This window comes from Priestia sp. FW507-14D1A, from assembly GCF_058781295.1.
In genome coordinates this window covers 281,768-308,057 of record NZ_JBYSWQ010000004.1, presented here as the reverse complement: position 1 = coordinate 308,057, position 26,290 = coordinate 281,768, and the positions used below count along the sequence as shown (strand labels likewise).

Sequence of the window (26,290 nt, the reverse complement as noted above, 5' to 3'; positions counted from 1 at the left end):
TAACTCTTAAGCTTCTTGCTCTACAGTTTCGTCTTCAATACCTAATTCTTGTTTGATCCAGTCATAACCTTCTGCCTCTAGACGCTGTGCTAATTCTGGTCCGCCTGATTTTACAACGCGACCTTGCATCATAACGTGAACTTTATCTGGTGTAATGTAGTTTAGTAAACGTTGGTAGTGAGTAATCATTAAGCAACCAAACTCGCTGCCGCGCAGTTCATTAATACCTTTTGATACAACTTTTAACGCATCGATATCTAAACCAGAGTCGATTTCATCTAAAATTGCAATTCCTGGTTGAAGCATCATTAATTGAAGAATTTCATTACGTTTCTTCTCACCGCCAGAGAAACCTTCGTTTAGGTAACGCTGAGCCATATCTTGATCCATTTCTAAGAAATCCATGTTTTTGTCTAATTGACGGATGAATTTCATTAGTGAAATTTCTTCTCCTTCTTCACGACGAGCATTAATTGCTGAACGTAAGAAGTCTGCATTTGTTACCCCGCTGATTTCACTTGGATATTGCATAGCTAGGAATAGACCTGCACGAGCGCGCTCATCTACTTCCATCTCAAGTACATCTTCGCCGTCTAGCGTGATGCTTCCTTGTGTAACCTCGTATTTAGGATGTCCCATGATTGCTGAAGATAATGTTGATTTACCAGTACCGTTTGGTCCCATGATTGCATGGATTTCGCCGCCCTTAACTTCTAAATTAACACCTTTTAAAATTTCTTTACCTTCAATTGCAACATGAAGATCTTTAATTGTTAAAGTTGACCCTGCCATATTAAAACCTCCAGTTATAGACGTATATAGTAAAAAACGATATACCTATATCTTTTTAATTATTCTCATTTTATTCTCATTACAATCTTATAACAAATGAAAACTTATAGCAACCTTTTGACCCAAAAGGTTTTAAACCATTATGTACGTTTTTCAAGACTAAATCCACTCATAAAAAAGTTGCCTTAAAAGACTCCATAGAGCCTTCTAAGACAAGCTTTTTTACTCACTTTATTTACTTAGTGCGTGTGACTAGTCAGTTCTGAAATACACTCTTGGACAAGCGTAACGGACTGACTCATCGCTGCGCCTCCGCCAAATGCTGCTGACACTCCGCATGCTTCTAAAATTTCTTGCTCAGTTGCGCCTTGATCGATGCAGCCTTTTGTATGATAAATCATACAGTACTCGTCTTGAGCTACTACGCTGATTCCTAGCGCGATTAACTGCTTTTCTTTTTTAGAAAGAGAACCTTCTCCAAAACATGCTTCAGTAAACGCATTAAACGTTTTTGTTACTTCCGGCAATTTTTCGCTAAATTTCCCAACACCCATTTTATAATCATGAAGTGCTTGCTCAGTTGAATGACGTGCTTCTTGCTGCATAACGTCAGCTCCCATCATCAGTAAAGTTTTCACGGTTAGTATGCGTGAGAAAAATAAGAGTTATTCGTTTTCCCGCATACAAAAAAGCACTTGCCCAGAGTGGGCAAGCGCTTTTCTTCTATTATTTATTTACCGGCAGTACTCCGCCTTTGTATTTTTCTTTAATGTAGTCTTGAATTTCTTTAGAGTGAAGAACTTTCACTAAAGCTTTCACTGTATCTTTATTTTCGTCGCCTTTGTGAACCGTAATGATGTTTGCATAAGGGTTATTTTCTTTGCTTTCCACTGCGATTGGATCTTTTACTGGATCTAAGCCAGCATCGATAGCATAGTTAGCATTGATAACAACAGCGTCACCTTCATTGTTTTTGTACATCTGAGGTAGCAATCCGCCTTCAACATCGGCTTTAAATTTTAAATTCTTCGGGTTTTCTACGATATCTTTAATTTGTGCATCTGTTTTCTTTACGCCTGGTTTTAATTTGATTACGCCAGCTTTTTCAAAAATTGATAAAATACGTCCTTGCTCTGCTACTGCATCACGCATAATAACTGTGCCGTTTTTCGGAAGATCTTTTAAGCTTTTATATTTTTTAGAGTAGATACCGATTGGTTCAATGTGAATGGCACCGGCACTTACAAAATCATACCCTTTTTCACCCTTGTGATCTTTTAGCACTGAATTCATATAAGGAACGTGCTGGAAGTAGTTTGCATCAATTTCATTGTTTGCAAGAGCTGTGTTCGGTAAGATGTAATCTTGGAATTTTTTAATTTCCAAGTCGATTCCTTGTTTTTCTAAAATCGGTTTTGCTTGTTCTAAAATTTCAGCATGGGGCGTATTAGATGCACCCACAACAATTTTCTTTTCATCTTTTGATCCATTGTTAGATCCACATGCAGCTAATCCTACTACTAGCGCAGATGTTAATGCTAAAGCCGAAAGCCATTTTTTCATAATAAATAATCCTCCCGTTATCTTTTATCAATTTTTGCAGTAATCGCATCTCCAATAAGTTGGATAATAAATACAATAATCAAAATTAAGATCGTAGCAGCTAGCGTTACATCATTATGACTGCGCTGGAATCCTTCTAAATATGCAAGATTCCCGAGACCTCCAGCTCCAATCACACCCGCCATTGCCGTATAACCGACTAACGCAATCGTCGTTACCGTCAAACCAGAAATTAAAGCTGGCAGCGATTCAGGTAACAGCACTTTAAAGATAATAGTGCTTGTTGTTGCTCCCATTGATTTAGCAGCTTCAATAACACCTTTATCAATTTCGCGCAGACCAATTTCTACAAGACGCGCATAAAATGGTGCTGCTCCAACAATTAAAGCAGGTAACGCTGCATTAGCGCCTAAAATACTTCCTACCAATGCTTTGGTAAATGGAATCAGTAAAACAATTAAAATAATGAATGGAATGGAACGAAAGATATTTACAACTGCTGACACAATGGCATATAAAGGTTTGTTTTGCCAAAGCTGTCCTTTGGACGTTAAAAATAAAAGCAAGCCCAATAAAATACCTAGAACAAACGTGGCTATAACTGAAATAGCCGTCATATATAGTGTTTCATTTGTCGCTTGAATAAAATCATCTAAAATAACGTTTGGAAATAGTTTCTCAAGCATTTGTCATTACCTCCACTTCTACCTGCTGCTCATGAATGTATGCAATGACTTTTTCAACTTCTGTTAATTCTCCGTCTAAATGAACGAACAACGTTCCGTATGAACCTGTTTGTGTATGAGAAATCTTTCCTTGCAAAATATTAATCGTTACATCAAACTGTTTTAAAATCGTTGTAATGAGCGGTTGCTCTGCTTTTCCGCCAACAAACGTCAGCTGAATAATTTGCCCGCTTGGATATAACTCCTGTACTTGTTCAATTGTTTCAAACGTTTCTTCTGGTTCAGAAATCTGTTGAACAAATCGCTTTGTAATCGGCTGCTTAGGTTTTCTGAATACTTCTAACACTTGCCCTTCTTCTACCACTGCCCCATTTTCCATAACAGCTACCCGATGACAAATTTTACGAATAACGTGCATTTCATGAGTAATGAGTACAATGGTTAACCCTAGCTTCTCATTAATATCTACTAACAGATCTAAAATAGAATCTGTCGTTTGAGGATCAAGCGCTGATGTTGCTTCATCACACAGCAATACTTTTGGGTTATTGGCTAGCGCTCTAGCAATACCAACACGCTGCTTTTGACCACCGCTAAGCTGTGATGGATAAGCATTTTCACGCCCTTCAAGCCCGACTAGCTTGATAAGCTCGTCTACTCGTTTCATTCTTTTTTCTTTTGAGATCCCTGCTATTTCTAACGGAAAGGCAATATTTTCTCGCACCGTACGCGACCACAAGATATTAAAGTGCTGAAACACCATACTAATTTCTTGTCTAGCTTTTCTGAGTTTTCCGCCTTTAATTTTTCCAATATCATTACCTGCTACTTCGACCGTTCCTGTCGTTGGTGTTTCTAACCCGTTTAGCAAGCGAATTAAAGAACTTTTACCTGCTCCGCTATAACCAATAATTCCGTAAATTTCACCTTGGTTAACGGTTAGATTCACATTATCAACAGCTGTTACTTGACCGCTTTTAGCCTGATAAATTTTTGTAACGTCTGTTAATGTAATCATATTTCTTCACCTTCTTTAGTAAAAACTTAATTATGTTAGGTTGCCCTATAGGATGAAAAAGCCGTAAAACAATTTTCCCCATTAAAAAAGCCTCTCTGCGCATGACAGAAAGGCTCGATATTTAATCCTTTCTCTCATCTTTCAAAGCGCATAGCTTTGCAGGAATTGGCACCATTTCAGTTAGTCTGACGGTTGCCGGGTTTCACAGGGCTCAGTCCCTCCACCTCTCTTGATAAGAGTTCGCAACAATTATTTTGTTTTTGGGAAATATTCATTCATTTATGAACATTCATGAGTGTGATTTTAGCATGTGTCAGATAGGCTGTCAACAGATTTTGTTCTTGGGATAATATCCCAAGATTTCAACAGCCCCAACGGTTTGCTCTCGTTCCATTTCTTCATTTTAAACAAACGTTTGATTATCGAAACTCTTCAAGTACGTGCTCGATGGAATGAAACGCATAGAGTTTTTTTACCATTTCGCCATTTTTCACTTCAATCAAACAAGGTACACTTTCAATTGAAAATACTTCTGCTTTTGAAGGCATATAATTTAAATTGCTCATTCCGATGGTCACACCAGGCAGCATTGCTTCTGCTACGGTTAACATTTTTTTTGCCAGCTGACATGTCCCGCAAAAAGGTGTATGGAAAAAGATAAACGCTCTTTGTCCTTCTTTTAACTGATCGTCAAGCTGTTTTTCGCTCCATTCTTGCATGTTGCTCATTCCTTTTATGTTAAAAATTCTGCATTAACATCGATATTGGCACTCAGTAATACTGTTGCTATGTGATGTCTAGGGGCGGCAGCAACCTCTCGGTACATTTTATCAATATATAGATGCTCTGCTTCCGGAAGCTCTCGTTTAAATTGTTTTCTTAGCTTATTCCCTGAATCATCAGAGTCAACGAGTATGTATACCTCTTTGTTAAACGTAAAGTCAATAATTTCATCCAGCTTTGATAAACTAATCGTACCGTTTGTACAGATAATTTCAATTGGTTCTCGAATGATATCTTGGATACGTTTTTTATCTGATTTTCCTTCGACAATAATTACTTTTTCAATTTCAATTAGCCCCATTTTCATCACCCATAATCGTCAGTTGTATAGTAACATCATTTCTTTATGCTATACAATATTCGTTAATGTATCACAGTTCACCTGTTTTTTAAAAGAAATTTGCAAGAAAGAACTGTTTTAAAAGGCATCTTAAGCCATATTGTTTCCATAAAACAAGAAAAACAGCGGCAGTTGCCACTGTTTAGCACCATCCTGCTTCTTCGTCGCAGTCTGTATATTTTTGCGTTTCACCTTGCTTTTGTACATCTGTATATTGGTAGAATTTATTATTTTCTTGCGAATACCCTTCTTCAAAGCGGTATTCATTGCCGCTTGTTCCGTAACTAACTTCACCAATTGGCTGCTTATCAACATATAATTTCATGCCGCCGTCATGAAATTTAGCTGTAACGCGATCTGTAACGTCCATTTTTTGTTTTTCAAACATAAAAAGACACTCCTTTAGTTTGTTTACTAATAGAGTGTCCAGTCAAAAACTTTTCATAAAGACAATTTATGGAGGAGTATTATCCTTCGTTTGTCATTTCTTCGTATTGCTCTGCTGTCATTAGCTTGTCTACTTGAGAAGCATCAGACGGTTTGATTGTAATCATCCATGCTTCTTCGTATGGAGATTCATTAACAAGTTCAGGGCTATCGCTTAAGTTATCGTTTACTGCTACAACTTCACCGCTAATTGGTGCGTAAAGCTCAGAAACTGTTTTTACTGATTCAACGCTGCCAAACGGCTCGTCAGCTTCTACTGTTGCTCCTACTTCTGGCAGTTCAACGAATACGATGTCGCCAAGCTCAGCTTGAGCGAAATGCGTAATACCTACGCGGACAACGTCTCCTTCTGTTTTTACCCATTCATGCTCTTCAGAATAACGCAAATCTTTTGGTGTACTCATCTTAATCCCTCCAAAATATGTATCGTAATTTGTTTATATAAAAAGCGCCTTCAACGTGGAGAACACTTTCTACAACCTAAAATAACTTCCTATTAACAGTGTAACGTAAAAGGTAAAAATTTTCTATTTGAAAACTTACTTCCACACGTCCTCAAACTGCTCTTCTTTGAAGCCAAGCGTTACTTTTTGTCCATCTGTTAGCAGCGGACGCTTAATTAACATGCCATCTGACGCAAGAATAGACAGCAGTTCGTCTTCACTCGCACTGCTTACTTTATCTTTAAGCCCTAATTCGCGATATTTTTTACCGCTTGTATTAAAGAATTTTTTTAATTCTAAGCCGCTGTTCTGATAATAAGATTGCAGCTGCTCTTTTGTTGGCGGGCTTTCTACAATATGAATTTCTTCATACGCTACTCCGTTATCATCCAGCCACTTCTTGGCTTTTCGGCACGTGCCACACTTTGGATATGAATAAAAAAATAATGACATTTCGTCAACCACCCTTTATTTTAAGCTTTTTTCGTATTTTAACACATCCTTTATCATTTACCTAGATAGAGGCTTCTTAAACAAAAAGGAGCTCGTAAAACGAGCTCCTTTTTCCCTTAAACTGTGAACTTCTCTACTTCTAGAAGCGTTTTTGCAATCTCGCGCTTTACGCTAATCACATTGATTGGTGTATAGCGCGTTAACTTGCGAAGAGACGAAAGCATGACTCTAAGCGTATCACCTTGTTCAACGCCAATTAACGTTTCTTTTGCATCTGCTTCAATTCGATTAAATGCTTCTTGGCAAAATACTTGTGTATATTTTACCTTCAAGCTGTTTTGATCTGCACCTGTTTTGGAAATCGCTTTTTCAGTACGTAAAACAGTGGATTCCATTGCATATACGTTACTAATCATATCGGAAATATTAACGAGAATTTCTTGTTCTTTCTCTAATTCTTTACCGTATTTCTGTGCAGCTAGACCTAAAAGCAAGAGCGCAATTTTCTTCCCATTTTGCACAAGCATTTTTTCTTGATCTAACGGCTCATTGCCTACTTCCTGCGGCATAAGCATCATCAATTCTTCTTGAAGCGTTTGTGCTTTTTGAAGCAGCGGAAGCTCTCCTTTTAGCGCTTTGCGTAAATACGTGCCTGGTACTAAGAGACGATTAATTTCATTTGTTCCTTCAAAAATACGGTTAATGCGGGAATCACGATACAGGCGCTCAATTTCATACTCACTCATAAAACCATAGCCTCCGTGAAGCTGCACCCCTTCATCTACGATGTAGTCAAGAGATTCCGTGGCAAACACTTTGTTTAATGAGCATTCAATGGCATATTCAGCAATGGAAGCGGCAATTTGTTTTCCGTCTTTTTGCTGTTCTTCTGAAAGCTGGCCCATATGGTCTTCAAAAAGTCCTACCGTACGATAGACGGAGCTTTCAGTTGCGTACAATTTAGAAGCCATTGTTGCTATTTTTTCTTGGGTTAATGAAAATTTAGCAATGGGCGTTTTAAACTGCTGACGCTGGTTAACATATTGAGACGTGATTTCTAACGCACGTTTCCCTGCTCCAACTGCTCCAACTCCAAGCTTGTAGCGCCCAATATTTAAAATGTTAAACGCAATCACATGCCCTTTGCCAACTTCACCTAACACGTTTTCTTTTGGAACAAGCGCATCTTCAAGAATCAACGTTCTGGTTGAGGAGCTTTTGATTCCCATTTTCTTCTCTTCCGGTCCAACCGAAACACCTGGAAATTCGCGTTCAACGATAAAAGCAGAAAATTTATCGCCGTCGATTTTCGCATACACCACGAACACATCAGCAAATCCGGCATTCGTAATCCACTGCTTTTCTCCATTTAACACATAGTGTGTGCCTTCTGCGTTAAGGCGAGCTGTTGTTCGAGCACCGAGGGCATCGGAACCAGAACCAGGTTCTGTTAACGCATATGCTGCTATTTTTTCCCCAACTGCTAAAGCAGGTAAATATGCTTGCTTTTGCTCTTCTGTTCCAAATAAGACGATTGGCAATGACCCAATTCCTACGTGAGCACCATGAGTGATGGAAAACCCGCCTGCTCGAGACATTTTTTCAGCAATTAAAGCCGAGGTAATTTTATCTAAACCGAGTCCACCGTATTCTTCCGGTACATCTGCACCAAGCAAGCCTAATTCACCAGCTTGTTTTAATAACTTTACAGAACGGTCAAACTCATGCTTTTCTAAATATTCCACTTGTGGAAGGACTTCATTTTCTACAAATTCATCTGTCGTCTTGGCAATCATCTTTTGTTCAGATGTATAATCCTCCGGCGTGTAGACGCGGCTTGCATCGCCTTCTTCAATTAAAAAGCTTCCACCTTTAATCATTTGTTTTGTTTTATTTGACATGTTCATATCCCCCTTTGAAATGATTATGCTAACAATTCAAATACACCAGCAGCTCCCATTCCTCCGCCAATACACATCGTGACAATTCCAAACTGCTCATTTCGACGCTGCATTTCGTGCATTAAGCTAAGAGTCAGCTTAGCTCCGGTACAGCCTAATGGATGACCTAAGGCAATAGCGCCTCCGTTTACATTTACTTTATCTTCATTAATATTTAATTCACGAATAACGCCAAGTGCTTGAGAAGCAAATGCTTCATTTAATTCAAACAATCCAATATCAGAAAGCTCCAGCCCTGCTAGTTTAAGAGCTTTAGGAATGGCAGCTATCGGGCCAATCCCCATTACTTCAGGCGGAACTCCTCCAACTGCAAATGAGCGAAACTTAAGCAAAGGCTTTAACCCTTCTGCTTCAGCTTGTTCTTTATCCATTAGAAAAACGGATGCAGCTCCGTCACTTGTCTGCGAAGAGTTTCCAGCTGTTACGGATCCTTTAACCGAAAAAGCTGGACGAAGTTTTCCTAATACGTCTGCAGTTGTGCCGGGACGAACTCCTTCATCTTGAGAGAACATCAGCTTTTGTTCACGGAGCTTATTGTTTTCATCCACTTTTCGAAGCGTCACTTCCACCGGAACAATTTCGTCGTTAAACTTCCCTTCTTGAAGTGCTTTTGCTGCTTTTTGATGGCTGCGTACAGCAAACGCATCCTGGTCTTCACGTGAAATGCCGTATTTCATCGCCACTTGTTCTGCTGTATGTCCCATGCCCATATAATATTCCGGCGCATTTTCAACCAGCTGAACATTCGGACGCGCTACGTTTCCAAACATCGGAACAAAACTCATTGATTCTGCTCCTCCAGCTAACACTGCTTTGGCTTGCCCTAGCATAATTCGTTCTGCACCGTAGGCAATACTTTGCAAACCTGACGAACAATAACGATTAATCGTTATTGCTGGCACCGTATAAGGCAAACCCGCAAGAGCGCCAATATTTCGAGCCATATTCAAACCTTGTTCTGCTTCAGGCATCGCACAACCAATAATTAAATCATCAATTGGTCCTTCGTATCCGCCTGCTCGGCGAAGAGTTTCTTTAACCGCGATGGCTCCCAAATCATCAGGTCTAACACTTGCCAGTGAACCTTTTTTTGCTTTTCCGACCGGTGTCCTAGCACCTGCTACAATAACTGCTTCTCTCATTTTTTCTCCCCCTTAATTACGCAGTGGTTTTCCTTTAACTAACATGTGCTGCATACGTTCTTGAGACTTCGCTTCACCAACAAGACTTAAAAATGCTTCTCTCTCTAAGTCCAGCAAATACTCTTCATCAACTTCCGAACCGAACGCTACACGTCCTCCGGCTAACACAAATGCTAACTTGCTAGCAATTTTATAATCATGTTCTGATATATATCCTGAATATTTCATGGATTGAGCTCCTAGCAGCAACGTTGCATATCCTGTTTCTCCAACCACAGGAATTTTAGTTCTTACAGGTGGTTTATAGCCCGTGTCATGTAAAGCAAGGACTGAGTTCTTCGCATCATTCAGCAAATGATCTCCGTTTACGCTGATGCCATCATGGCGATTTAAAAAGTTTAGCTGTCTAGCTTCTGCAGCAGAAGCAGATACTTTTGCAGTAGCAATTGTTTCAAATGTTTTATTGGCAATTTGCTGAAGATCGAGCGTTACACCGTTCGGTAAACCATTTAACTGTTTGATATAAAGCTCCTTATTACCTCCTCCACCAGGAATAAGTCCGACTCCTACTTCTACAAGGCCCATGTAAGTTTCAGCAGAAGCTTGGATTTTAGCTGACGGTAAGCAAATTTCTGCTCCGCCTCCAAGCGTCATCGCAAATGGAGCTGCAACAACCGGCTTTTCGTTGTATTTCACCTTCATCATTGCCTGTTGAAATTGTTTAATGACAAATTCAATTTCAAAATAATTGTCATCTTGTGCTTCCATTAAAATCATAGCTAAGTTAGCCCCAACGCAGAAATTTTTCCCTTGATTTCCTATGACCAGTCCTTTATAGTTCTTATTCACTTCTTCAAGAGACTGATTTAATAAGCTAATAATATCTAGCCCGATTGCATTGTTAGGAGAGGTGAACTGCAGGCACGCCACATCATCTCCTAAATCAATTAAACTCGCTCCGCTGTTTTCTAAAATGACATTATTTTGAGAACGTAAAGATGACAGGTGAATCACCTTTTTATTTTCTTTTACCGCTTTATACTCTTCATCTTCGTAGTAAAGCGTTTGACCTTCCATTTCTTTATAGAAGCTTGTAAATCCATTTTCCTGCATTTGTTTTACCCACTGCGGAACTGCTAAACCAGACTGCTCCATCTTCTCAATTGACTTTTCTAAACCAATTGCATCCCACGTCTCAAAAGGACCCATTTTCCAGCCAAATCCCCACTTCATAGCTTGATCAATGGCCACGATATCGTCGGCGATTTCATTTTTTAACTGTGCTGCATATACAAGAACGGGACTGATCACATTCCAAAGAAGCTGTCCGGCACGATCATCAGAATATATAAGCGCTTTCATTTTATTTTGCAGCCCTTTTGCCTGCTTGCTTAATTCGGTAGAAGCTGTTTTTAACTTCTTTCTCTCAACGTATTGAAGTGTACTAGGATCAAGTTCTAAAATTTCCTTGCCTTTCTTTAAAAAGAAGCCTTGCCCCGACTTGCTTCCGAGCCAGCCATTTTCCTGCATTTGTTTCATAAATAAAGGGACATCGAACACTTCTTTTTCTTTGCCTTCTACTTTGTCAAATACATTGTTAGCCACATGAATAAATGTGTCTAGTCCCACTACGTCTAGTGTTCGAAACGTTGCGCTTTTTGGTCTTCCAATTAAGGGGCCCGTCACAGAGTCAACTTCTCCCACGCTGTAATTACCTTTTAACATTTCTTGAACGGTCACAAGTAAACCGTACGTACCGATACGGTTGGCGATAAAGTTAGGCGTATCTTTTGCAATAACTACTCCTTTACCTAATACATCTTCACCAAACGTTTTCATATATTCAACAATTTCTGATTTTGTGTCATGAGTTGGAATGATTTCTAATAACTTTAAATAACGCGGTGGATTAAAAAAGTGCGTTCCTAAAAAATGCGCTTTAAAATCTTCTGAGCGTCCTTTAGCCATTTCGTGGATCGATATTCCTGAAGTGTTTGAACTTACAATACTTCCTTTTTTTCGTACACTGTCAATTTTTTCAAATAACTGCTGTTTAATATCAAGACGTTCCACTACTACTTCAATAATCCAATCACAGTCGCTTAACTGCTGTAAATGATCTTCAAGGTTTCCTGGCGTAATCAACGATAGTGATGACTTAGACGTTAAAGGCGCTGGTTTTTGCTTCGTTAATTTAGCTACAGCGGTTGTACTCAACCGATTTCTCACTTGCCTATCTTCAAGCGTTAGCTGTTTTTTTTCCTCGTCTGCTGTTAATGAAGTTGGAACCACGTCTAGCAAAAGCGTTGGAATTCCTACATTCGCTAAATGAGCTGCAATTCCAGAGCCCATAACTCCTGAACCTAAAACGGCGGCTTTTTTTATGTTCATAATTATCCCCACATCCCCTTTAATATATTGAATGAATGGTCATTCATTTTATGCGTAAAAAAAGAGAGTCACTGTTAATCTCTGTTTTTACTATAAAACATTTTTTAAATTTTCGCAATATATTCACAATATTATCTCTAACTATTTTTAATGTGTTTGGTTATCTTAATACACAGGAGGTGATTTTGTGAGCAAATTAAAGAAGGATCCATCGTCAGCAGGCGTAAGCGCAGCAAGCGTTAAAGGAAATGCTGGACCGGTTAATGAACCGCACGGCCGCGGCAAAAAGACATCTCAAAACCAACAGTACACAAAGCATAACACTCAAGGACATTAACCTCAAAATCGAACATGAGTAATCGAATCATGTTCGATTTTTGATTATTTCTTACTTTGTCATCACGACCATTTCATTATTATTTTTTTACGATTCCTTTTAAGACAAATGCGACATTTGCAGGTCTTTCTGCAAGGCGCCTCATAAAGTACCCATACCAGTCCGTTCCATAAGGAACGTACACTCTCATTTTATATTGTTCTGCTACGAGCTGAACTTGCCTTTCTGATCGAATCCCGTATAGCATCTGAAACTCAAACTGATTCATTGAAATTCCATGTTTTTTAACAAACTCTTTTGTATACTGAATGATTCGTTCATCGTGAGTAGCAACTGCTGTGTAGTGACCGTTTAATAAGTGAAGTCCAATGATGTTTTGAAAGTTTTCGTCCACGTCTTCTTTATCAGGAAACGCCACGTCTGCTGCTTCTTTGTATGCGCCTTTCACTAACCTTAATTTAGGAGCATACGCATCTAATTCACGGATGTCACTTTCTGTTCGATATAAGTATGCTTGAAGCACCGTCCCTACGTGTTCATACTCATTTTTTAATTGTTTAAATAGCTTAATCGTCTTGCTGCATCGCTTATAGTCCTCCATATCAATCGTCACAAATACGCTATGTTTTTCCGCTTCTTCAAGAATACGCCGCATATGATGAAGGGCCAAATCTTCTGAAATATCCAGTCCCATAGACGTTAATTTTAAAGAAATTTCTGAATCTAATCTTTCTTTGTGTATAAGGTGAATAGCCTTTATGCATTGAGCTGCAGCATGATCCACTTCAACTTCACTTTCCACAAACTCGCCAAGATAATCAACCGTTACTTTTAATCCCTGTTCATTTAGCTTTTTTATCACACTAACAGCTTCATCGATGGTTTCCCCTGCAACAAACCTTGCTGCTCCAAAACGTAAGCCATAGCGCTTAGCCAGCTTTGTTAACTTTTTGCTTTTTGATAACAATAAAAAAAAGTTTCTTATCGTTTGTTCCAAAGCAACCCCCCGCCTTCACTTGTCATACGCCTCACAAAATTTATTTAATTATCATTAATTTTACCATTTTTTAAACTAGATAGGCACCCTTTATTAACGTATGCACACAAAACCAAAAAGCGACCGGGAGCTTTTGGATAAAAAAACATCCATCAGCTTCGTGATGAATGTTTTTATTCTGGTTTTCGCTGTGACGCTCGATGCGCTTCATTCAGCTCTTTGATTTCCTTTACAATCTCGACCATTTCCGCTTTTGCTTCTGGATATAATTGATTCCAATGCTTGGTTAAAGGCGGCATGGATTTTGAGATATGGTTGTAAAGTGCCCACATTTTTACTTTTTCTTGTAGCTGCTCGTCACTTTCACCGACCATTAGTTCTGTATACTTTTCAATCAAACCGTCGAATTGCTCTTGAAAGGTTTTATTCATGCACAATCACTCCTTTCTTTGGTTTACAAATAACCGGACACGTTTGACAATAAGTCTCTTTAGCTCCTGTTTGGTAAGATAAACAGCACGTTTGCCGAACCCTTATCTCCTGCTTTTGCTTCTTTACATATGGAGGAGGTGAACTGTACCGAGAAAGCGGATTATGATGGTATGAACCAAAGTGATGACCCTCAGCTTCTTCCAACACGTATCGTAAATTCTTTTGCACTTGCACATTTTCTATTTCTTCATTTGCTAAAAGCAAATCATAAAGCCAGTGAATATAAACAGCTACGTTTTCCCACAGCGTCAGCTTCGAGATTTTTGTCACTTTATGCAGCGATGACCATATCGGCTCAATGTGATGAGCAAACAATTCATCAAGAAGTTCATCAAGAAGAATCTTCTGATTGTCCTCTGTTACTTCTTTCGTCTCAGTTTCTGAGATGAACACTTTTGGGAGCCACATTGTTTCAGCGTCTTCTGTATGCAACGAAACATTTTTAGTCGATGCATTTATCTTTTTTTGAAACACAATAAATGAATACAAAGCCGCCACCACAACAAAGCTATACCGCTTAGCTAACATGGAGGCAGCTGCTCTCAAGTTATCAGCCTCCATCGTCTGTTGAATCCATAGCAGCTGCATCCGCAGCGTGCTTTCATCCATGCAGCTGGAGGGAGACAACCTGTACAGCGAGTTATCTTTAAACGTACAGCGGAATTTTTCTGCTAACTCGCTTTGCTCTTTCTTATTGAGCATGCTGCGTTTCAACGCGCAGCTTATTCACAATACATCGTCCGCGCCCATGAGGAATACAAAGAGGCGTTCCAAATAACGGATCCACCGTCACTTCACAGTTCATATTAAAGACTCGCTGTACTAAATCGCAGTTAATGACTTCTTCTGGTCTTCCCTGTGCATAGATTTTTTTATCTTGAAGCGCCACAATATGATGAGCATAGCGGCAGGCTAAGTTTAAATCGTGCAGCACCATTACGATGGTACGATTTTCTTTTTCATTCAATTCAAATAACAAGTCCAAGATCTCAATTTGATGTGTCATATCTAAATACGTTGTCGGTTCATCAAGTAAAATAATATCCGTATCTTGTGCTAATGTCATGGCAATCCATGCGCGCTGACGCTGTCCTCCAGAAAGCGAATCAACTTGACGATCAGCCAAGTCTGCTAAACCTGTTGCCTCGAGTGCATTTTGTACTTTTTCTTCATCTTCTTGAGACCACTGACGGAACCAATTTTGATACGGATAGCGCCCTTGTTTAACAAGTTGCAGCACGGTCAACCCTTCAGGTGCAACAGGACCTTGTGGAAGAATTGCTAGCTGCTTTGCAATTTCCTTTGTCGGAAGAGAGGAAATTTTAGAGCCTTCTAGTAAAATAGAGCCGGCATGTGGCTTCAATAACCTTGCTAGTGAACGCAGCAGCGTAGATTTTCCGCATCCATTACTGCCGATAAAGACCGTAATCTCACCCTTTGGGATGGTAACGTCAAGCTCATCTATAATCATCGCTTCTCCATATGATAATGTTAGCGATTTTGTTTCTAACGAATGCATGCGAATCGCTCCTTCTACAAAGAATGCTATACGTTTCTTTGTTTGTATAGTAAATAAATGAAGTACGGTGCGCCAATTGCAGCTGTAAATACACCTGCTGGCACTTCGATTGGCAAGAAAAATGTTCGGCCAATTAAATCTGCTGCTGTGATTAAAATCGCTCCGATTAATGCCGATAGCGGTATTAAAGCGCCGAATGAAGAACCTACCAGCTTTCGGGCAATATGTGGAGCAAGCAATCCTACAAAGCTAATTCCGCCGGCAAATGCAACGGCGCTTCCTGTTAAAGCTGTACTCATCAGCAATAGTGCCAATCGATTTTTTTGAACGCGACTTCCAACGTTAGTCGCAATTTCTTCACCTAATTCTTGAACATTTAAATTTCGAATCATTAAAATCGTGATTATAACCAGCCCTATTGTAACAGGAACTAGTACGGAAACACTGGCCCAATTTGAACCATACACCGTTCCTGTGATCCAAATATTTGCCTGACTGGCGCGATAGATAGGACCCATAATCATAAACAGCGTGGTCATGGCTTTCGTTAACGCTGTTAATCCAATTCCTATTAATACTAGTGTAATAGGAGAGACGCCATTTTTCCAGGCAAACACATAAAGTAAAAGCGCCACTGCCACTGCACCTAAAAATGCGCTAACAGGCATCCAATTAATACTTACGGTTAACGAGTTGCTTTTATCACTAAATAGTGTCAAAAATAACACTACACCGACTGACGCTCCTCCTGTTAATCCAATTAAGTCTGGTGAAGCAAGCGGATTTCTCACAAGCCCCTGCAAGATAGCGCCTGCAATAGCTAGACAAATACCGGCACAAATGGCAACAATAATGCGTGGAAGTCTAAAAGATGTAACAACTAATCGTTCAAACTCCAATCCATGACCCGCTAAAATGTTAATCACACGAAGTGGATTAATAAATAAGTCACCCGTACCTGCACTCAATAAAAAGAGAGCAACAAGTGCAGCTGAAAATCCAATAATGATCAGAGCTGCTTTTATGTTAACCAAAAATGAAATTCTCTTTAAGCGAAGAGATAAGTATGTTTTCATGACGCCTTTGCCCCTTTCCTTGCCATATAGATAAAGAAAGGCGTACCAATAACAGCAGTCATGACTCCAACAGGGATTTCTTGAGGCATAATGACATACCTGGCTGCAACATCGGCTAATAAAATTAAGATGCCTCCGGCAACCGCACTATAGGGAAATACCCAACGATAATCTTGTCCTACAATTGCTCTTACAACATGAGGAACAATAATTCCGACAAAGCTAATCGGACCGGCTACTGCAACGGCTCCACCAGCTAAAATGGCAATAATGATGCCGCTTATAATTTTGACAAGAATCGTTCTTTGACCTAATCCTTTAGCTACATCTTCACCAATCGTTAAAATATTAATTTTTGAAGCGATAAAAAACGTGACAATGATTGCTGGTACTATATAAGGCAGTATGCCATACAGCATTTCCACCTTGCGTCCTTGCACAGATCCAGCCAGCCAAAAAAGAACTTGATCAAGCGAAGATTCATCTACAGCCAGCAGTCCTTGTGTTAAAGAAGAGAAAAAGGCTGCAATAGCCGCTCCTGCGAGCGTCAATTTAATAGGCGTTAATCCTTCTTTTCCGAGGGATCCAAGAAAATAGACAACCACTACGGTTAATGCCGCTCCTACAAATGCAATCCACGTAAAAGCTTGAAGTGAATTGACCGAAAAAATCATCACTGCAACAACAATAAAAAAGCTGGCCCCAGCGTTCACACCAATAATATCCGGTGAAGCAAGTGGGTTTTTCGTTAACGCCTGCATCATTGCTCCTGCAATTCCTAAACAAATACCTACCACAGCACCGATTATAGCGCGCGGCAATCGAATATTTTGAATAACTATGTGCTCATTCGAACCGTTAAACGCTTGAAAAGCTTCAAATGCTGTCTTGATACTTGTATCTGTGTATCCGAGTACGATACTTAATCCAATACAGATTAAAAGCAGCATGATTCCAATGATGAGCCCCATTACTTTCATTTGAACACTGCGTAGCATCATTTTCATTGCTCTCCTCTAAGATGATTCCTATATATATCTAACCTTTAGTTTAGGAAACATTGAAAAAAGTGTCAATGATTTTGAGAATCATTTTCAATTTTTAATTGACACCGCTTAAAAGTTAGAATATTATCTTAATTGTTAATGAAAATCATTATCACTTAAGAGGGGGAAGAGATGTGAATACATATTCTAAAGGCAAGTTGTCATATTTGTTATCCATTCTTACCATTATGACACTGCTTGTGCTGGCAGCCTGCGGTAATTCAAACAGCGCTGACGATGATAAAAAAGAAAAAACTGAGGGTTCTGGCGAAACTTATACAGTAAAACACGCAATGGATAAAACAGAGATTAAAGGAACACCTAAACGAGTTGTCGTTTTAACAAACGAAGGTACTGAGGCTCTTCTTGCAATGGGTGTAAAGCCTGTTGGTGCTGTTCAATCATGGTTAGGAAATCCGTGGTACGACCATATCAAAGGTCAGATGAAAGGCGTTAAAAGTGTGGGTACAGAAAGTGAGCCAAGCTTAGAAGCAATCGCTGCTTTAAAGCCTGACTTGATTATCGGAAATAAAATGCGCCAAGAAAAAGTATACGACCAGCTTAGTCAAATTGCTCCGACTGTATTTTCTGAAGAGCTGCGCGGAGACTGGAAATCAAACTTTAAGCTATATGCAAAAGCTGTAAATAAAGAAGAAAAAGGTAAAGAAGTATTAGCTGACTATGACAATCGCGTAGCAGATTTAAAAAAACGCCTTGGAGATCAGTTAAAACAAAAAATCTCAGTTGTACGCTTTACAGCTGGAGACGTTCGTATTTATCATAAAGATTCGTTCTCAGGCGTTATTTTAGATCAGCTTGGCTTCGCTCGCCCTGAATCTCAAGACAAAAATGATTTTGCTGAAATGAATGCAACAAAAGAACGTATTCCGGCAATGGACGGCGATCAGCTATTCTACTTCTCTTATGAAACGGGAGACGGTGAAGCAACAAAGCTTGAAAAAGAATGGATAAACGATCCGCTTTTCAAAAAGTTAAAAGTAGCTCAAGAAAATCATGTTCACAAAGTAGATGATGCTACTTGGAATACAGCAGGCGGTGTATTAGCAGCTAATATCGTACTTGATGATATTGAAAAAATCTTCTTAAATAAAAAACAATAATAATATGAAAAAAGAGCTTCGACGAATCGAAGCTCTTTTTTCATGTATAATGTATTTCCTTTCATCGCACACTAACCGTGGTCTCACTTTACTTAGATAGGAGTGGTGAAAATGAATTCAAAAAAACAGCCTAAAAAGCAGCCTAATACGAATGAAATGGCTGACCGTCAGTTCGAAACAGATGATTATAACCGACAAGATGCACTCTCACAAGGTCTAGCAGAAACACATGAGCAAGTAAGCGACGCCTATCAAGAAGGATCATTTGAAGATACAGATCGTTAATAAAAAAAGAGCTGACTCTAAGTCAGCTCTTTTTTATTTTGAATGCTGCCATGCTGTTTTAGGCAACGACATGGACATCCACTGCTGGCGCTTTGATTTATCAATCGTTACTTTCTTTGCTTTAATTCCTTGTTGAATCAGCTGTTTCATTAGTTTATCAATTGACTTCATCGCTATTCACCTCAAAAGCGGAAATTTGTTTTGCTTCTACTTTTTTACTTTTTTGCGCTTAAACTTCATAAAAAACTCATAGACAATTGGAACGATAATGAGCGTAAGCAGCGTAGAACTTGTTAGTCCTCCAATTACCGTAACCCCTAGCCCTTTTGAAATAAGGCCTCCACCTTCAAATCCAAAAGCTAATGGAAGCAGTGCACCAATCGTTGCAATAGCTGTCATTAAGATCGGGCGAAGACGTGTCATTCCAGCTTCTAGTAACGCTTCACGCGTCGACAGACCCTCTTGCTCTTTATGAATCACGCGGTCAATCAGAACAATTGCATTTGTTACCACAATTCCAATCAGCATAAGAGCTCCAATCATCGAAGAAATACTGATCGTTTCTCCAGAGATTAAAAGCGCCACTAGCGCACCAATAAGTGTAAACGGAAGTGAGAATAAGATAGCAAATGGTGCTAGCCCTCCACCAAATGTCAGTACTAGTACGAAGTACACGATACCGATGGCTGCGAGCATAGCAATTCCTAATTGACTAAATGAGTCATTGATTTGCTCTGATGCTCCGCCAAAGTTAATATCCATATCACTTGGTAAGTCAATTTTCTTCACTTCTTTTTGGACGTTAGAAGAAACACCGCCTACATCGTCACTCTTAATATCGGCACTTACCTCTGCATAAATTTTATTATCACGGCGAGTTACCGTATTCGATGTTTTACCTTTTTTAATGTCGACAACTTCATTTAATGTAACTTCCTGTCCAGTTTGAGAGGTCACTTTTGTACTTGAAAGTTCAGCAAAAGTAGAGAAATCCTCTTTTTCTTTTGGAAGGTACACGTTAATTTCGTTTCCGTCTTTTTGGATAGTTGTTAATACTTCACGCTGTCCAAGGTTCGAAATTTGCATACCAATTTGACTGGCTGACAAGCCGAGTTCAGCAGCTTTCTTTTGATTCGGTACTAGCGTATATTCATCAAACGTATCTGAAAGCGTAGAATCGACATTTTTCAGTTCTTTATGCTTTTCTAAAACATGCTGAACTTTATCAGCATAAGGTTTGATTTCTTCTAAGCTATCTCCGTAAATAAGGACGTTTAATGAATTATTGCTGCCGCTAGACGCCGTATTCATTGAGCCCCATTCACCTTGATTCGCTTGTTTATTAAGAGCTTTTAATACTTTATCCTGCTCTTTATCAAAGTTTTGTGTATCCTCGTCATATTGCACAAATGTTAAAACGTTATTTTTGCTTCCCGGATTAAAAGAGTTACCTTCACCGAACGAATACTGAACCGTTTTGACACCATCTCGCTTCATCAAGTACGCTTCTGCGCGATTTGCTGCTTTTTCTACGTCGCTTTGAGACTGTCCGGCTTTCGGTGTATACGTAAGCGTCAGCGTTTTTTCTTGATCAGATGATAAGAAGCTCACGCCAATAGAAGGAACTAAGAATAAACTTCCTACTAACAGTAGTACGGCTAACCCAAAGGAAATAAGCTTATGGTTTAGCGTCCAGTTCAAAATTCGCTTATATCCGTGCGCTAGTTTGCTTGGTTTTTCTTCTTTTACTTTTACATTTGTTTTAAATAACGAATGAGCAAGCATTGGCACGAGTGTTACCGCTACTAGCAGTGATGCTAACAGTGCAAAAACAACGGTTAATGCAAACGGTAAGAATAGCTCTCCTACCGGTCCTTCTACTAGACCTAACGGTAAGAATACGGCCACGGTTACGATTGTAGAAGAGAAAATTGGAACAAACATTTCTTTCGTCGCCGCGACAATTAAATCTTTTCCTTTAAGCTTTTCTTCCTGATAAGCCATGCGGCGGTAAATATTTTCAATAACGACAATGGAATCATCTACAACCCTTCCGATGGCTACAGTCATCGCTCCAAGCGTCATAATATTTAAAGAGATATCCATTGATTTGAGCGCTAAAATGGCGATCAATAACGAAAGCGGAATCGAAATAACGGCAATAATCGTTGAACGAATATCACGTAAAAATAAAAGAATAATAATAACCGCAAAGACCGCACCGATAATAGCTTTATTTAGCATCGTATGAACGGAATCTTCAATCGGTTTACCTTGATCAAAAATATTGTCAACGTGAAGGTCTTTGTTTTTCTTTTCTAGGCTATTCATTTTCTCTTTAATATCATTTACAACATTTACTGTGTTCGCATCCTTCGCTTTGACAACTTGTACAGCAATGGAAGGTTTTCCGTTCGTGCGAGAAATAGATTCTGCTTTCCCCGTCACTTTAATATCCGCAATTTCTTTTAATTTCACAGTTGGAATAGAAGCTGCGGATGGCGCCTGCTGTACGGTGCCTTGTGTCTGCTGCTGGCTCATTCCTTGTTGCTGACCTTGAGCAGCTCCTTGACTAGGCACAGCTGGAATCTCTAAGTTTTCTAAATCTTTTTCTGTTGTCATCTTTCCGTCTACCACAACAGATTTTTGAGATCCATCCATCGTATACGTGCCAGCCGGCACTTTTGCATCGGATGCTTGGATAAGCTTTTTCACCGTATCTTCATCAAGTCCCAGCTGCTTGAGCTTGTCTTGTTTGAATACAAGTTCTGCTTCTTCAACTTGTTCTCCTGACACACTGACCGAAGAAATCCCCTGCACTTTTTCAACTTGTGGAACAACGGTATTTTTTACATACTTCGTTAAGTCTTCTAATGATTTTTTATCATCTGAAACACTTAATGAAATAATCGGAAAATCACTAATGCTTTGTCTTGAAACATTTGGTTCCTCTACATCATCTGGCAGATCTACGTTTGAAAGAGCTCGCCTAACTTCGTCTTCTGCCTTTTCCATATCTTTACTAAAACTATATTCAACTTGAATGGTAGCCATGTTTTCATAAGAAGATGAGCTAACTGTGTCAACGCCGCTCAGTCCCTGGAGCTTTTGTTCAATCGGCTTACTCACCTTATCTGCCACTTGTTCCGGAGTGGCTCCCGGATAAGTTGCACTGACTGTTACAACAGGCGTTGAAATATCAGGAATGGTCTCTAGCTTCATATTAAACCCTGAATACAGCCCTGCAATAATGACAAAGAGCGTTAACAGCCATACTGCAAATTTATTTTTCAATGAAAATTTAATAAACTTCCCCAATGCATATCCTCCTTCAAATATATGTATACTAATAAAATTGACTGATCGGTCACAACAACTTAAAATATAAATGACTAACTAGTCAGTGTCAACCCTAAGCAGGTTCTCTCCTGACTTGTTCATAATAAAGACATATTTATAATAATCGTTTTTTAAAGGAACTGACTCTCGTTCTCAACTTTGATATATACCTTTATCTTTTTTAGTGTATGATACTATTATCTAACGAAATGAATGGCCAAATTGTTCAATAAAGGAGGTAGAAGACATGAAGGAAAAAGAAAAAAGAATAATTGAAGCTTCGATTAAGCTTTTTGCAAAAAAAGGATTTAATGCTACCTCTGTGCAAGAAATTGTAGATGAATGCAACATTTCAAAAGGTGCGTTTTACCTGCACTTCAAATCTAAGGATGCACTTTTATTATCAATTCTAAACTTTTACTATGAAAAGCTCTTTAGCTCTGTTTATGCTCTCGACGAGGAAGTGAACGATGCCCGCAGCCGCTATATGAATCAGCTTATCTATTTCTATGAATTTATTACGGAGCACAGAGATTTTATTATCATGCAAATCCGTGAAAAATCTATTCCCTTTAACAAAGAAGTGGAGACCTTTGTTCATAAAATGCAGCGAGAAACATTTTACTTCCATCGCAAAAGCCTCGTTAGCGTATACGGAGAAGACGTAACTCCTTATATCTCGGATTTAACGAAAATGATTGAAGGTATTCATCATTCCTTTTTAGAAATTATTATCTTCAATCAATTCGAGCTTACATTTAAAGAAGTAGCGCAGTACATAATGGACCGAGTTGATGTAATAGTAGAAGATTTATTAGCTAGAAAACCTCGTCCCCTTATTCCTGCTTCTTTTGGTGAAGATATATACGGAAAGGAACGAACGACTTTTCTCAGTAAAAATGAGCAGGTAAAACAAGCCCTTGAGGAAATTAAACATCTGCTAGACAACAGCGATCATATCTCTGATGAGCACGCAGACAGCTTTCACATTTTACAAACGGAGCTAGAAAAAGATAAGCCTACTGCTGCTATTGTAAAAGGCATGGTTGGAAATTTAACGGAACTTAAACCGTTGGAAGAACCGCTTAATCTTTTAACAGCCTTACTTCAACAAAAATAACAGAAGGCTTCAACAAGCCTTCTGTTATTTTTCTGCTTTTGAACTAGATACTCCCCCAGATAACACGAACTTCATAGCTTCCTCAGGCTTAATATCTAACCATTCAATTTCTTCTTTTGGAATCAAAAAAGTAAAACCGGCTACTTGAAAAGTCTGCGGAACATAAACGGCTACGTGGTCTTTTAATGAATGAATCACCTCTTCTACTTCTTCAGAGGTCACAAACCCTATGACTTTCATTGACGTGCCGGGCATCGTCACTAAAGCGACTTTTGAAAATGACTTTTTCTCTCCAAGAAAAGATTGAAACGTATCTTTAATAACGGTATATAGCGTTTTAACAAACGGTATTCTTTCTAACAATCGATCAATTAAGTTAATAATTTTCCCTGTAAAAAAACGAGTGGATAACCATCCTAAGAACGTAATTAAAAGAAGAGTCGCTAAGATGCCAATCCCCGGTATATAATCCTGCTTCATATAGGGCTTCAATACGTTTCCTAAAATGCTATCTAAAAAATTAAACACTCTTACTAAAATATAAATAACAAGGATAATAGGGACAATCGTTAAGAGTCCATTAATAAAACTTTTTATAATTGCTTTCATGCAAACACCTCATTTTTTCTGACATACTGCTGTTTATTATACAATGGATTTGTTTTGCTGCGTCTCTTTATTTCTATTCGCACACGTATAAACTAACGACGTTTTATCAAAATAATAGATGGGTACATGAACATACATACTTATATATCTATTTTTGCGGAGGGATACAATTGGGACGTTTAGAATCAAAAATTGCAGTGATTACAGGATCAAGCTCTGGCATTGGAAAAGCAACTGCTGAACGCTTTGCGAAAGAAGGAGCGGTTGTTATTTGTGCTGATATTAATTTAGACGGTGTGAAAAAAGCAGCACAAGAAATTAAAGAAGCTGGCGGTGAAGCCTACGCCTACTATATCGATGTAGCTGAAGAAGAAAAAGTAAAAGAATTCACAGCAGAAATTGAAAAGAAATTTGGTAAAGTGGACATTCTTTTTAATAATGCAGGGACAGACACAGAAGGCGGCAAGCTTCACGAATATCCAGTAGAACTTTGGGATCGCTTAATGTCGGTAGATTTACGCGGAACGTTTCTTGTAAGCAAATACGTTATTCCGCTGATGTTAGAAAATGGCGGATCGATTATTAATAATTCATCCGTGTCCGGGCTGGCAGCAGACTTAGACCGTTCTGGCTATAATGCAGCGAAAGGTGCTATTACCAACTTAACAAGAACCATGGCAATTGACTACGCTCGTGAAGGTATTCGCGTTAACTCAATTGCTCCTGGAACAATCGAAACACCTCTTCTTGATGATTTATCAGGCGCTGAAGAAGGAAAAAAATTCAGAAAAGCATATGAATGGGTCGATCCGATGGGCCGTCTAGGCAAACCGGAAGAAGTAGCCGGTGCTGTATTATTTTTAGCATCTGATGACAGCTCATATGTAACAGGTGATTGCATTACTGTAGACGGCGGTCATATGGCGTACACATGGCCTGGAAAAATGCTTTACGATAAAATGTGAGAATAAAATTAGCTCTATACCATTAGGTATAGAGCTTTTCCGTTTGCATTTTTTCTTTAAAATAGACGTGACATTATGTCAAGACAGGTGTAAACTTAAAGCAAAATTCTTTGCTTCTAGGAGGAAGACATGAAAACAAAACAATTATCAGAACGTCAGCTTCTTGGCATCGCGGGGCTCGGATGGCTCTTCGATGCAATGGATGTTGGCATTTTGTCTTTTATCATTGCAGCTCTTCACGCTGAATGGGAACTTTCCCCTACTGAAATGAGCTGGATAGGCAGCGTTAACTCGATCGGAATGGCCGTTGGAGCTTTAGTGTTTGGGTTATTGGCTGATCGAATTGGACGAAAAACCGTTTTTATTGTAACTCTTGTTCTTTTTTCAGTAGCAAGCGGCCTTTCGGCTCTTACTACTACCCTGGCTGCTTTTTTAGTATTTCGATTTTTAATTGGAATGGGTTTAGGAGGAGAGCTGCCTGTTGCTTCTACACTTGTTTCTGAGACGGTGGCGCCGGAAAAACGCGGTAAAGTGGTCGTCTTATTAGAAAGTTTTTGGGCGTTCGGCTGGCTACTGGCAGCGCTTATTTCTTACTTTGTAATCCCAGCCTACGGGTGGCAGCTAGCGCTTATCCTGACGGCTATCCCAGCGTTTTATGCCATTTATTTGCGCATCAAACTGCCAGATTCTCCTCAGTTTGTGGAAGCGACAAAAGAAAAGAAACCGTCGATTGCGGACAATGTAAGAAGCGTGTGGTCTAAGCCTTATCGTCAATCTACGATTATGCTGTGGGTTCTGTGGTTTTGCGTTGTATTTTCATATTACGGCATGTTTTTGTGGCTACCTAGCGTCATGGTCATTAAAGGATTTAGCTTAATCAAAAGCTTTGAATACGTATTGATTATGACGTTAGCTCAGTTGCCCGGCTATTATACGGCTGCTTGGTTTATTGAACGCATGGGCCGAAAATTCGTATTGGTCACCTATTTGTTAGGTACGGCTGCTAGCGCATATATCTTTGGAAATGCCGAGTCACTTTGGCTCCTGCTAACAGCAGGTATGCTGTTGTCTTTCTTCAACTTAGGCGCTTGGGGAGCTTTATACGCGTATACACCTGAGCAATATCCGACGTCTATTCGAGGCACAGGAGCTGGAATGGCTGCTTCTTTTGGAAGAGTTGGAGGAATTTTAGGACCGCTGTTAGTTGGTTATATGTCAACGCAAGGTGCGTCTTTAACCGTTACGTTCTCAATCTTTTGTGTAGCTATTTTAATCGGTGTTGGTTCGGTTGTTTTTCTAGGAAAAGAAACCAAACAAAAGCAGCTCGCATAAAAAAAGACGCTCTTTTAGAGCGTCTTTTTTGTG

28 protein-coding genes and 1 riboswitch are annotated in these 26,290 nt (G+C 39.2%); of the genes, 6 read left to right on the top strand and 22 right to left on the bottom strand.

From position 1 onward, the window contains the following. Window positions 1-6: 6 nt before the first annotated feature. The 13 genes from sufC to AC3WJG_RS17140 form a co-directional block, all read right to left on the bottom strand. On the bottom strand, window positions 7-792 hold the full coding sequence (gene sufC, locus AC3WJG_RS17200; RefSeq protein ID WP_013059647.1) for a Fe-S cluster assembly ATPase SufC: 786 nt from the start codon (window positions 790-792) through the stop codon (window positions 7-9). Window positions 793-1,031: 239 nt separating this feature from the next. Continuing rightward, complete coding sequence (locus AC3WJG_RS17195; protein ID WP_013059648.1) at window positions 1,032-1,397, bottom strand: carboxymuconolactone decarboxylase family protein; 366 nt, start codon at window positions 1,395-1,397, stop codon at window positions 1,032-1,034. A gap of 121 nt (window positions 1,398-1,518) precedes the next feature. After that, entirely contained in the window at window positions 1,519-2,355 is an 837-nt protein-coding gene (locus AC3WJG_RS17190) for a MetQ/NlpA family ABC transporter substrate-binding protein (RefSeq protein ID WP_014457885.1), read from the bottom strand. Between the two features lie 17 nt (window positions 2,356-2,372). Continuing rightward, on the bottom strand, window positions 2,373-3,041 hold the full coding sequence (locus AC3WJG_RS17185) for a methionine ABC transporter permease (protein WP_013085342.1): 669 nt from the start codon (window positions 3,039-3,041) through the stop codon (window positions 2,373-2,375). Next, window positions 3,034-4,059, bottom strand: coding sequence for a methionine ABC transporter ATP-binding protein (locus AC3WJG_RS17180; protein WP_013059651.1), 1,026 nt, complete (start codon window positions 4,057-4,059; stop codon window positions 3,034-3,036). The genes AC3WJG_RS17185 and AC3WJG_RS17180 overlap by 8 nt, the downstream gene beginning before the upstream one ends. 131 nt (window positions 4,060-4,190) lie before the next feature. Next, window positions 4,191-4,298: riboswitch (SAM riboswitch) on the bottom strand. Window positions 4,299-4,478: 180 nt separating this feature from the next. Then, window positions 4,479-4,778, bottom strand: coding sequence for a thioredoxin family protein (locus AC3WJG_RS17175; RefSeq protein WP_328249046.1), 300 nt, complete (start codon window positions 4,776-4,778; stop codon window positions 4,479-4,481). A gap of 14 nt (window positions 4,779-4,792) precedes the next feature. Continuing rightward, window positions 4,793-5,143, bottom strand: a complete 351-nt coding sequence (locus AC3WJG_RS17170) for a toprim domain-containing protein (protein ID WP_013059653.1) — start codon at window positions 5,141-5,143, stop codon at window positions 4,793-4,795. 181 nt (window positions 5,144-5,324) lie between these two features. Then, on the bottom strand, window positions 5,325-5,570 hold the full coding sequence (locus tag AC3WJG_RS17165) for a YusG family protein (protein ID WP_013059654.1): 246 nt from the start codon (window positions 5,568-5,570) through the stop codon (window positions 5,325-5,327). A 79-nt stretch (window positions 5,571-5,649) separates the two neighbouring features. Then, on the bottom strand, window positions 5,650-6,033 hold the full coding sequence (gcvH, locus tag AC3WJG_RS17160) for a glycine cleavage system protein GcvH (RefSeq protein WP_013059655.1): 384 nt from the start codon (window positions 6,031-6,033) through the stop codon (window positions 5,650-5,652). Between the two features lie 135 nt (window positions 6,034-6,168). Next, on the bottom strand, window positions 6,169-6,525 hold the full coding sequence (locus tag AC3WJG_RS17155; RefSeq protein ID WP_028409609.1) for an arsenate reductase family protein: 357 nt from the start codon (window positions 6,523-6,525) through the stop codon (window positions 6,169-6,171). A gap of 116 nt (window positions 6,526-6,641) precedes the next feature. Continuing rightward, entirely contained in the window at window positions 6,642-8,426 is a 1,785-nt protein-coding gene (locus AC3WJG_RS17150; RefSeq protein ID WP_060745815.1) for an acyl-CoA dehydrogenase FadE, read from the bottom strand. Between the two features lie 23 nt (window positions 8,427-8,449). Beyond that, on the bottom strand, window positions 8,450-9,628 hold the full coding sequence (locus AC3WJG_RS17145) for an acetyl-CoA C-acetyltransferase (protein WP_028409611.1): 1,179 nt from the start codon (window positions 9,626-9,628) through the stop codon (window positions 8,450-8,452). Between the two features lie 12 nt (window positions 9,629-9,640). Continuing rightward, complete coding sequence (locus tag AC3WJG_RS17140) at window positions 9,641-12,022, bottom strand: 3-hydroxyacyl-CoA dehydrogenase/enoyl-CoA hydratase family protein (protein WP_176524082.1); 2,382 nt, start codon at window positions 12,020-12,022, stop codon at window positions 9,641-9,643. A 184-nt stretch (window positions 12,023-12,206) separates the two neighbouring features. Here AC3WJG_RS17140 and AC3WJG_RS17135 point away from each other — a divergent pair, with 184 nt between their 5' ends. Continuing rightward, window positions 12,207-12,356 (top strand): YuzL family protein, encoded by a 150-nt coding sequence (locus AC3WJG_RS17135; protein WP_013059660.1) that lies wholly within the window; start codon window positions 12,207-12,209, stop codon window positions 12,354-12,356. A gap of 79 nt (window positions 12,357-12,435) precedes the next feature. On the opposite strand, the gene AC3WJG_RS17130 is transcribed toward AC3WJG_RS17135, so the two are convergent. The 6 genes from AC3WJG_RS17130 to AC3WJG_RS17105 all read right to left on the bottom strand — a co-directional run bounded on the left by AC3WJG_RS17130 (window position 12,436) and on the right by AC3WJG_RS17105 (window position 17,441). Further along, the gene (locus tag AC3WJG_RS17130; RefSeq protein WP_028409613.1) at window positions 12,436-13,353 is read right to left on the bottom strand and encodes a proline dehydrogenase family protein; all 918 of its coding nucleotides are present in this window, start codon (window positions 13,351-13,353) and stop codon (window positions 12,436-12,438) included. A 173-nt stretch (window positions 13,354-13,526) separates the two neighbouring features. After that, window positions 13,527-13,784 carry a YusU family protein gene (locus AC3WJG_RS17125; protein WP_028409614.1) on the bottom strand — a complete coding sequence of 86 codons (258 nt, stop codon included), beginning with the start codon at window positions 13,782-13,784 and terminating at the stop codon, window positions 13,527-13,529. Further along, window positions 13,777-14,547 (bottom strand): IucA/IucC family C-terminal-domain containing protein, encoded by a 771-nt coding sequence (locus AC3WJG_RS17120; RefSeq protein ID WP_028409615.1) that lies wholly within the window; start codon window positions 14,545-14,547, stop codon window positions 13,777-13,779. The genes AC3WJG_RS17125 and AC3WJG_RS17120 overlap by 8 nt, the downstream gene beginning before the upstream one ends. After that, complete coding sequence (locus AC3WJG_RS17115) at window positions 14,537-15,364, bottom strand: ABC transporter ATP-binding protein (protein WP_013059664.1); 828 nt, start codon at window positions 15,362-15,364, stop codon at window positions 14,537-14,539. Before AC3WJG_RS17115 ends, AC3WJG_RS17120 begins: the two co-directional genes overlap by 11 nt. Before the next feature lie 26 nt (window positions 15,365-15,390). Further along, window positions 15,391-16,440: a FecCD family ABC transporter permease gene (locus AC3WJG_RS17110; RefSeq protein WP_050688951.1), complete on the bottom strand. Its 1,050-nt coding sequence runs from the start codon at window positions 16,438-16,440 to the stop codon at window positions 15,391-15,393. Next, window positions 16,437-17,441 carry a FecCD family ABC transporter permease gene (locus AC3WJG_RS17105; protein WP_028409617.1) on the bottom strand — a complete coding sequence of 335 codons (1,005 nt, stop codon included), beginning with the start codon at window positions 17,439-17,441 and terminating at the stop codon, window positions 16,437-16,439. The genes AC3WJG_RS17110 and AC3WJG_RS17105 overlap by 4 nt, the downstream gene beginning before the upstream one ends. A 179-nt stretch (window positions 17,442-17,620) precedes the next feature. On the opposite strand from AC3WJG_RS17105, the gene AC3WJG_RS17100 reads away from it, so the two are divergent. Continuing rightward, window positions 17,621-18,607 (top strand): ABC transporter substrate-binding protein, encoded by a 987-nt coding sequence (locus tag AC3WJG_RS17100; RefSeq protein WP_028409618.1) that lies wholly within the window; start codon window positions 17,621-17,623, stop codon window positions 18,605-18,607. 111 nt (window positions 18,608-18,718) lie between these two features. Continuing rightward, window positions 18,719-18,892 (top strand): YozQ family protein, encoded by a 174-nt coding sequence (locus AC3WJG_RS17095; RefSeq protein WP_337134475.1) that lies wholly within the window; start codon window positions 18,719-18,721, stop codon window positions 18,890-18,892. Window positions 18,893-18,925: 33 nt separating this feature from the next. Here AC3WJG_RS17095 and AC3WJG_RS17090 read toward each other — a convergent pair whose 3' ends face one another. Next, window positions 18,926-19,063 carry a hypothetical protein gene (locus AC3WJG_RS17090; protein ID WP_014457868.1) on the bottom strand — a complete coding sequence of 46 codons (138 nt, stop codon included), beginning with the start codon at window positions 19,061-19,063 and terminating at the stop codon, window positions 18,926-18,928. A gap of 36 nt (window positions 19,064-19,099) precedes the next feature. Next, window positions 19,100-22,210, bottom strand: a complete 3,111-nt coding sequence (locus AC3WJG_RS17085; protein ID WP_028409619.1) for an efflux RND transporter permease subunit — start codon at window positions 22,208-22,210, stop codon at window positions 19,100-19,102. A 268-nt stretch (window positions 22,211-22,478) separates the two neighbouring features. On the opposite strand from AC3WJG_RS17085, the gene AC3WJG_RS17080 reads away from it, so the two are divergent. Then, window positions 22,479-23,351, top strand: a complete 873-nt coding sequence (locus tag AC3WJG_RS17080) for a TetR/AcrR family transcriptional regulator (protein WP_102813394.1) — start codon at window positions 22,479-22,481, stop codon at window positions 23,349-23,351. Window positions 23,352-23,375: 24 nt separating this feature from the next. Here the strand turns inward: AC3WJG_RS17080 and AC3WJG_RS17075 are convergent, their stop codons facing one another. Continuing rightward, window positions 23,376-23,960, bottom strand: coding sequence for a DUF502 domain-containing protein (locus tag AC3WJG_RS17075; protein ID WP_028409621.1), 585 nt, complete (start codon window positions 23,958-23,960; stop codon window positions 23,376-23,378). A 170-nt stretch (window positions 23,961-24,130) separates the two neighbouring features. Between AC3WJG_RS17075 and AC3WJG_RS17070 the strand changes: the two genes are divergently transcribed. Both AC3WJG_RS17070 and AC3WJG_RS17065 read left to right on the top strand, forming a co-directional pair. Next, window positions 24,131-24,925, top strand: coding sequence for an SDR family oxidoreductase (locus AC3WJG_RS17070; protein WP_028409622.1), 795 nt, complete (start codon window positions 24,131-24,133; stop codon window positions 24,923-24,925). Between the two features lie 129 nt (window positions 24,926-25,054). Beyond that, window positions 25,055-26,257: an MFS transporter gene (locus AC3WJG_RS17065; protein WP_060745821.1), complete on the top strand. Its 1,203-nt coding sequence runs from the start codon at window positions 25,055-25,057 to the stop codon at window positions 26,255-26,257. Window positions 26,258-26,290 lie beyond the last annotated feature (33 nt).

What these genes read in the sequence shown, in the direction of transcription:
- AC3WJG_RS17105 (WP_028409617.1), bottom strand. Translation starts at nt 17,441, where the DNA reads ATGATGCTACGCAGTGTTCAAATGAAAGTAATGGGGCTCATCATTGGA.
- gcvH (WP_013059655.1), bottom strand. Translation starts at nt 6,033, where the DNA reads ATGAGTACACCAAAAGATTTGCGTTATTCTGAAGAGCATGAATGGGTA.
- AC3WJG_RS17095 (WP_337134475.1), top strand. Translation starts at nt 18,719, where the DNA reads ATGAATTCAAAAAAACAGCCTAAAAAGCAGCCTAATACGAATGAAATG.
- AC3WJG_RS17165 (WP_013059654.1), bottom strand. Translation starts at nt 5,570, where the DNA reads ATGTTTGAAAAACAAAAAATGGACGTTACAGATCGCGTTACAGCTAAA.
- AC3WJG_RS17120 (WP_028409615.1), bottom strand. Translation starts at nt 14,547, where the DNA reads ATGCTCAATAAGAAAGAGCAAAGCGAGTTAGCAGAAAAATTCCGCTGT.
- AC3WJG_RS17115 (WP_013059664.1), bottom strand. Translation starts at nt 15,364, where the DNA reads ATGCATTCGTTAGAAACAAAATCGCTAACATTATCATATGGAGAAGCG.
- sufC (WP_013059647.1), bottom strand. Translation starts at nt 792, where the DNA reads ATGGCAGGGTCAACTTTAACAATTAAAGATCTTCATGTTGCAATTGAA.
- AC3WJG_RS17170 (WP_013059653.1), bottom strand. Translation starts at nt 5,143, where the DNA reads ATGGGGCTAATTGAAATTGAAAAAGTAATTATTGTCGAAGGAAAATCA.
- AC3WJG_RS17145 (WP_028409611.1), bottom strand. Translation starts at nt 9,628, where the DNA reads ATGAGAGAAGCAGTTATTGTAGCAGGTGCTAGGACACCGGTCGGAAAA.
- AC3WJG_RS17125 (WP_028409614.1), bottom strand. Translation starts at nt 13,784, where the DNA reads ATGAATAAAACCTTTCAAGAGCAATTCGACGGTTTGATTGAAAAGTAT.
- AC3WJG_RS17175 (WP_328249046.1), bottom strand. Translation starts at nt 4,778, where the DNA reads ATGCAAGAATGGAGCGAAAAACAGCTTGACGATCAGTTAAAAGAAGGA.
- AC3WJG_RS17075 (WP_028409621.1), bottom strand. Translation starts at nt 23,960, where the DNA reads ATGAAAGCAATTATAAAAAGTTTTATTAATGGACTCTTAACGATTGTC.
- AC3WJG_RS17150 (WP_060745815.1), bottom strand. Translation starts at nt 8,426, where the DNA reads ATGTCAAATAAAACAAAACAAATGATTAAAGGTGGAAGCTTTTTAATT.
- AC3WJG_RS17190 (WP_014457885.1), bottom strand. Translation starts at nt 2,355, where the DNA reads ATGAAAAAATGGCTTTCGGCTTTAGCATTAACATCTGCGCTAGTAGTA.
- AC3WJG_RS17155 (WP_028409609.1), bottom strand. Translation starts at nt 6,525, where the DNA reads ATGTCATTATTTTTTTATTCATATCCAAAGTGTGGCACGTGCCGAAAA.
- AC3WJG_RS17110 (WP_050688951.1), bottom strand. Translation starts at nt 16,440, where the DNA reads ATGAAAACATACTTATCTCTTCGCTTAAAGAGAATTTCATTTTTGGTT.
- AC3WJG_RS17185 (WP_013085342.1), bottom strand. Translation starts at nt 3,041, where the DNA reads ATGCTTGAGAAACTATTTCCAAACGTTATTTTAGATGATTTTATTCAA.
- AC3WJG_RS17180 (WP_013059651.1), bottom strand. Translation starts at nt 4,059, where the DNA reads ATGATTACATTAACAGACGTTACAAAAATTTATCAGGCTAAAAGCGGT.
- AC3WJG_RS17065 (WP_060745821.1), top strand. Translation starts at nt 25,055, where the DNA reads ATGAAAACAAAACAATTATCAGAACGTCAGCTTCTTGGCATCGCGGGG.
- AC3WJG_RS17090 (WP_014457868.1), bottom strand. Translation starts at nt 19,063, where the DNA reads ATGAAGTCAATTGATAAACTAATGAAACAGCTGATTCAACAAGGAATT.
- AC3WJG_RS17080 (WP_102813394.1), top strand. Translation starts at nt 22,479, where the DNA reads ATGAAGGAAAAAGAAAAAAGAATAATTGAAGCTTCGATTAAGCTTTTT.
- AC3WJG_RS17195 (WP_013059648.1), bottom strand. Translation starts at nt 1,397, where the DNA reads ATGCAGCAAGAAGCACGTCATTCAACTGAGCAAGCACTTCATGATTAT.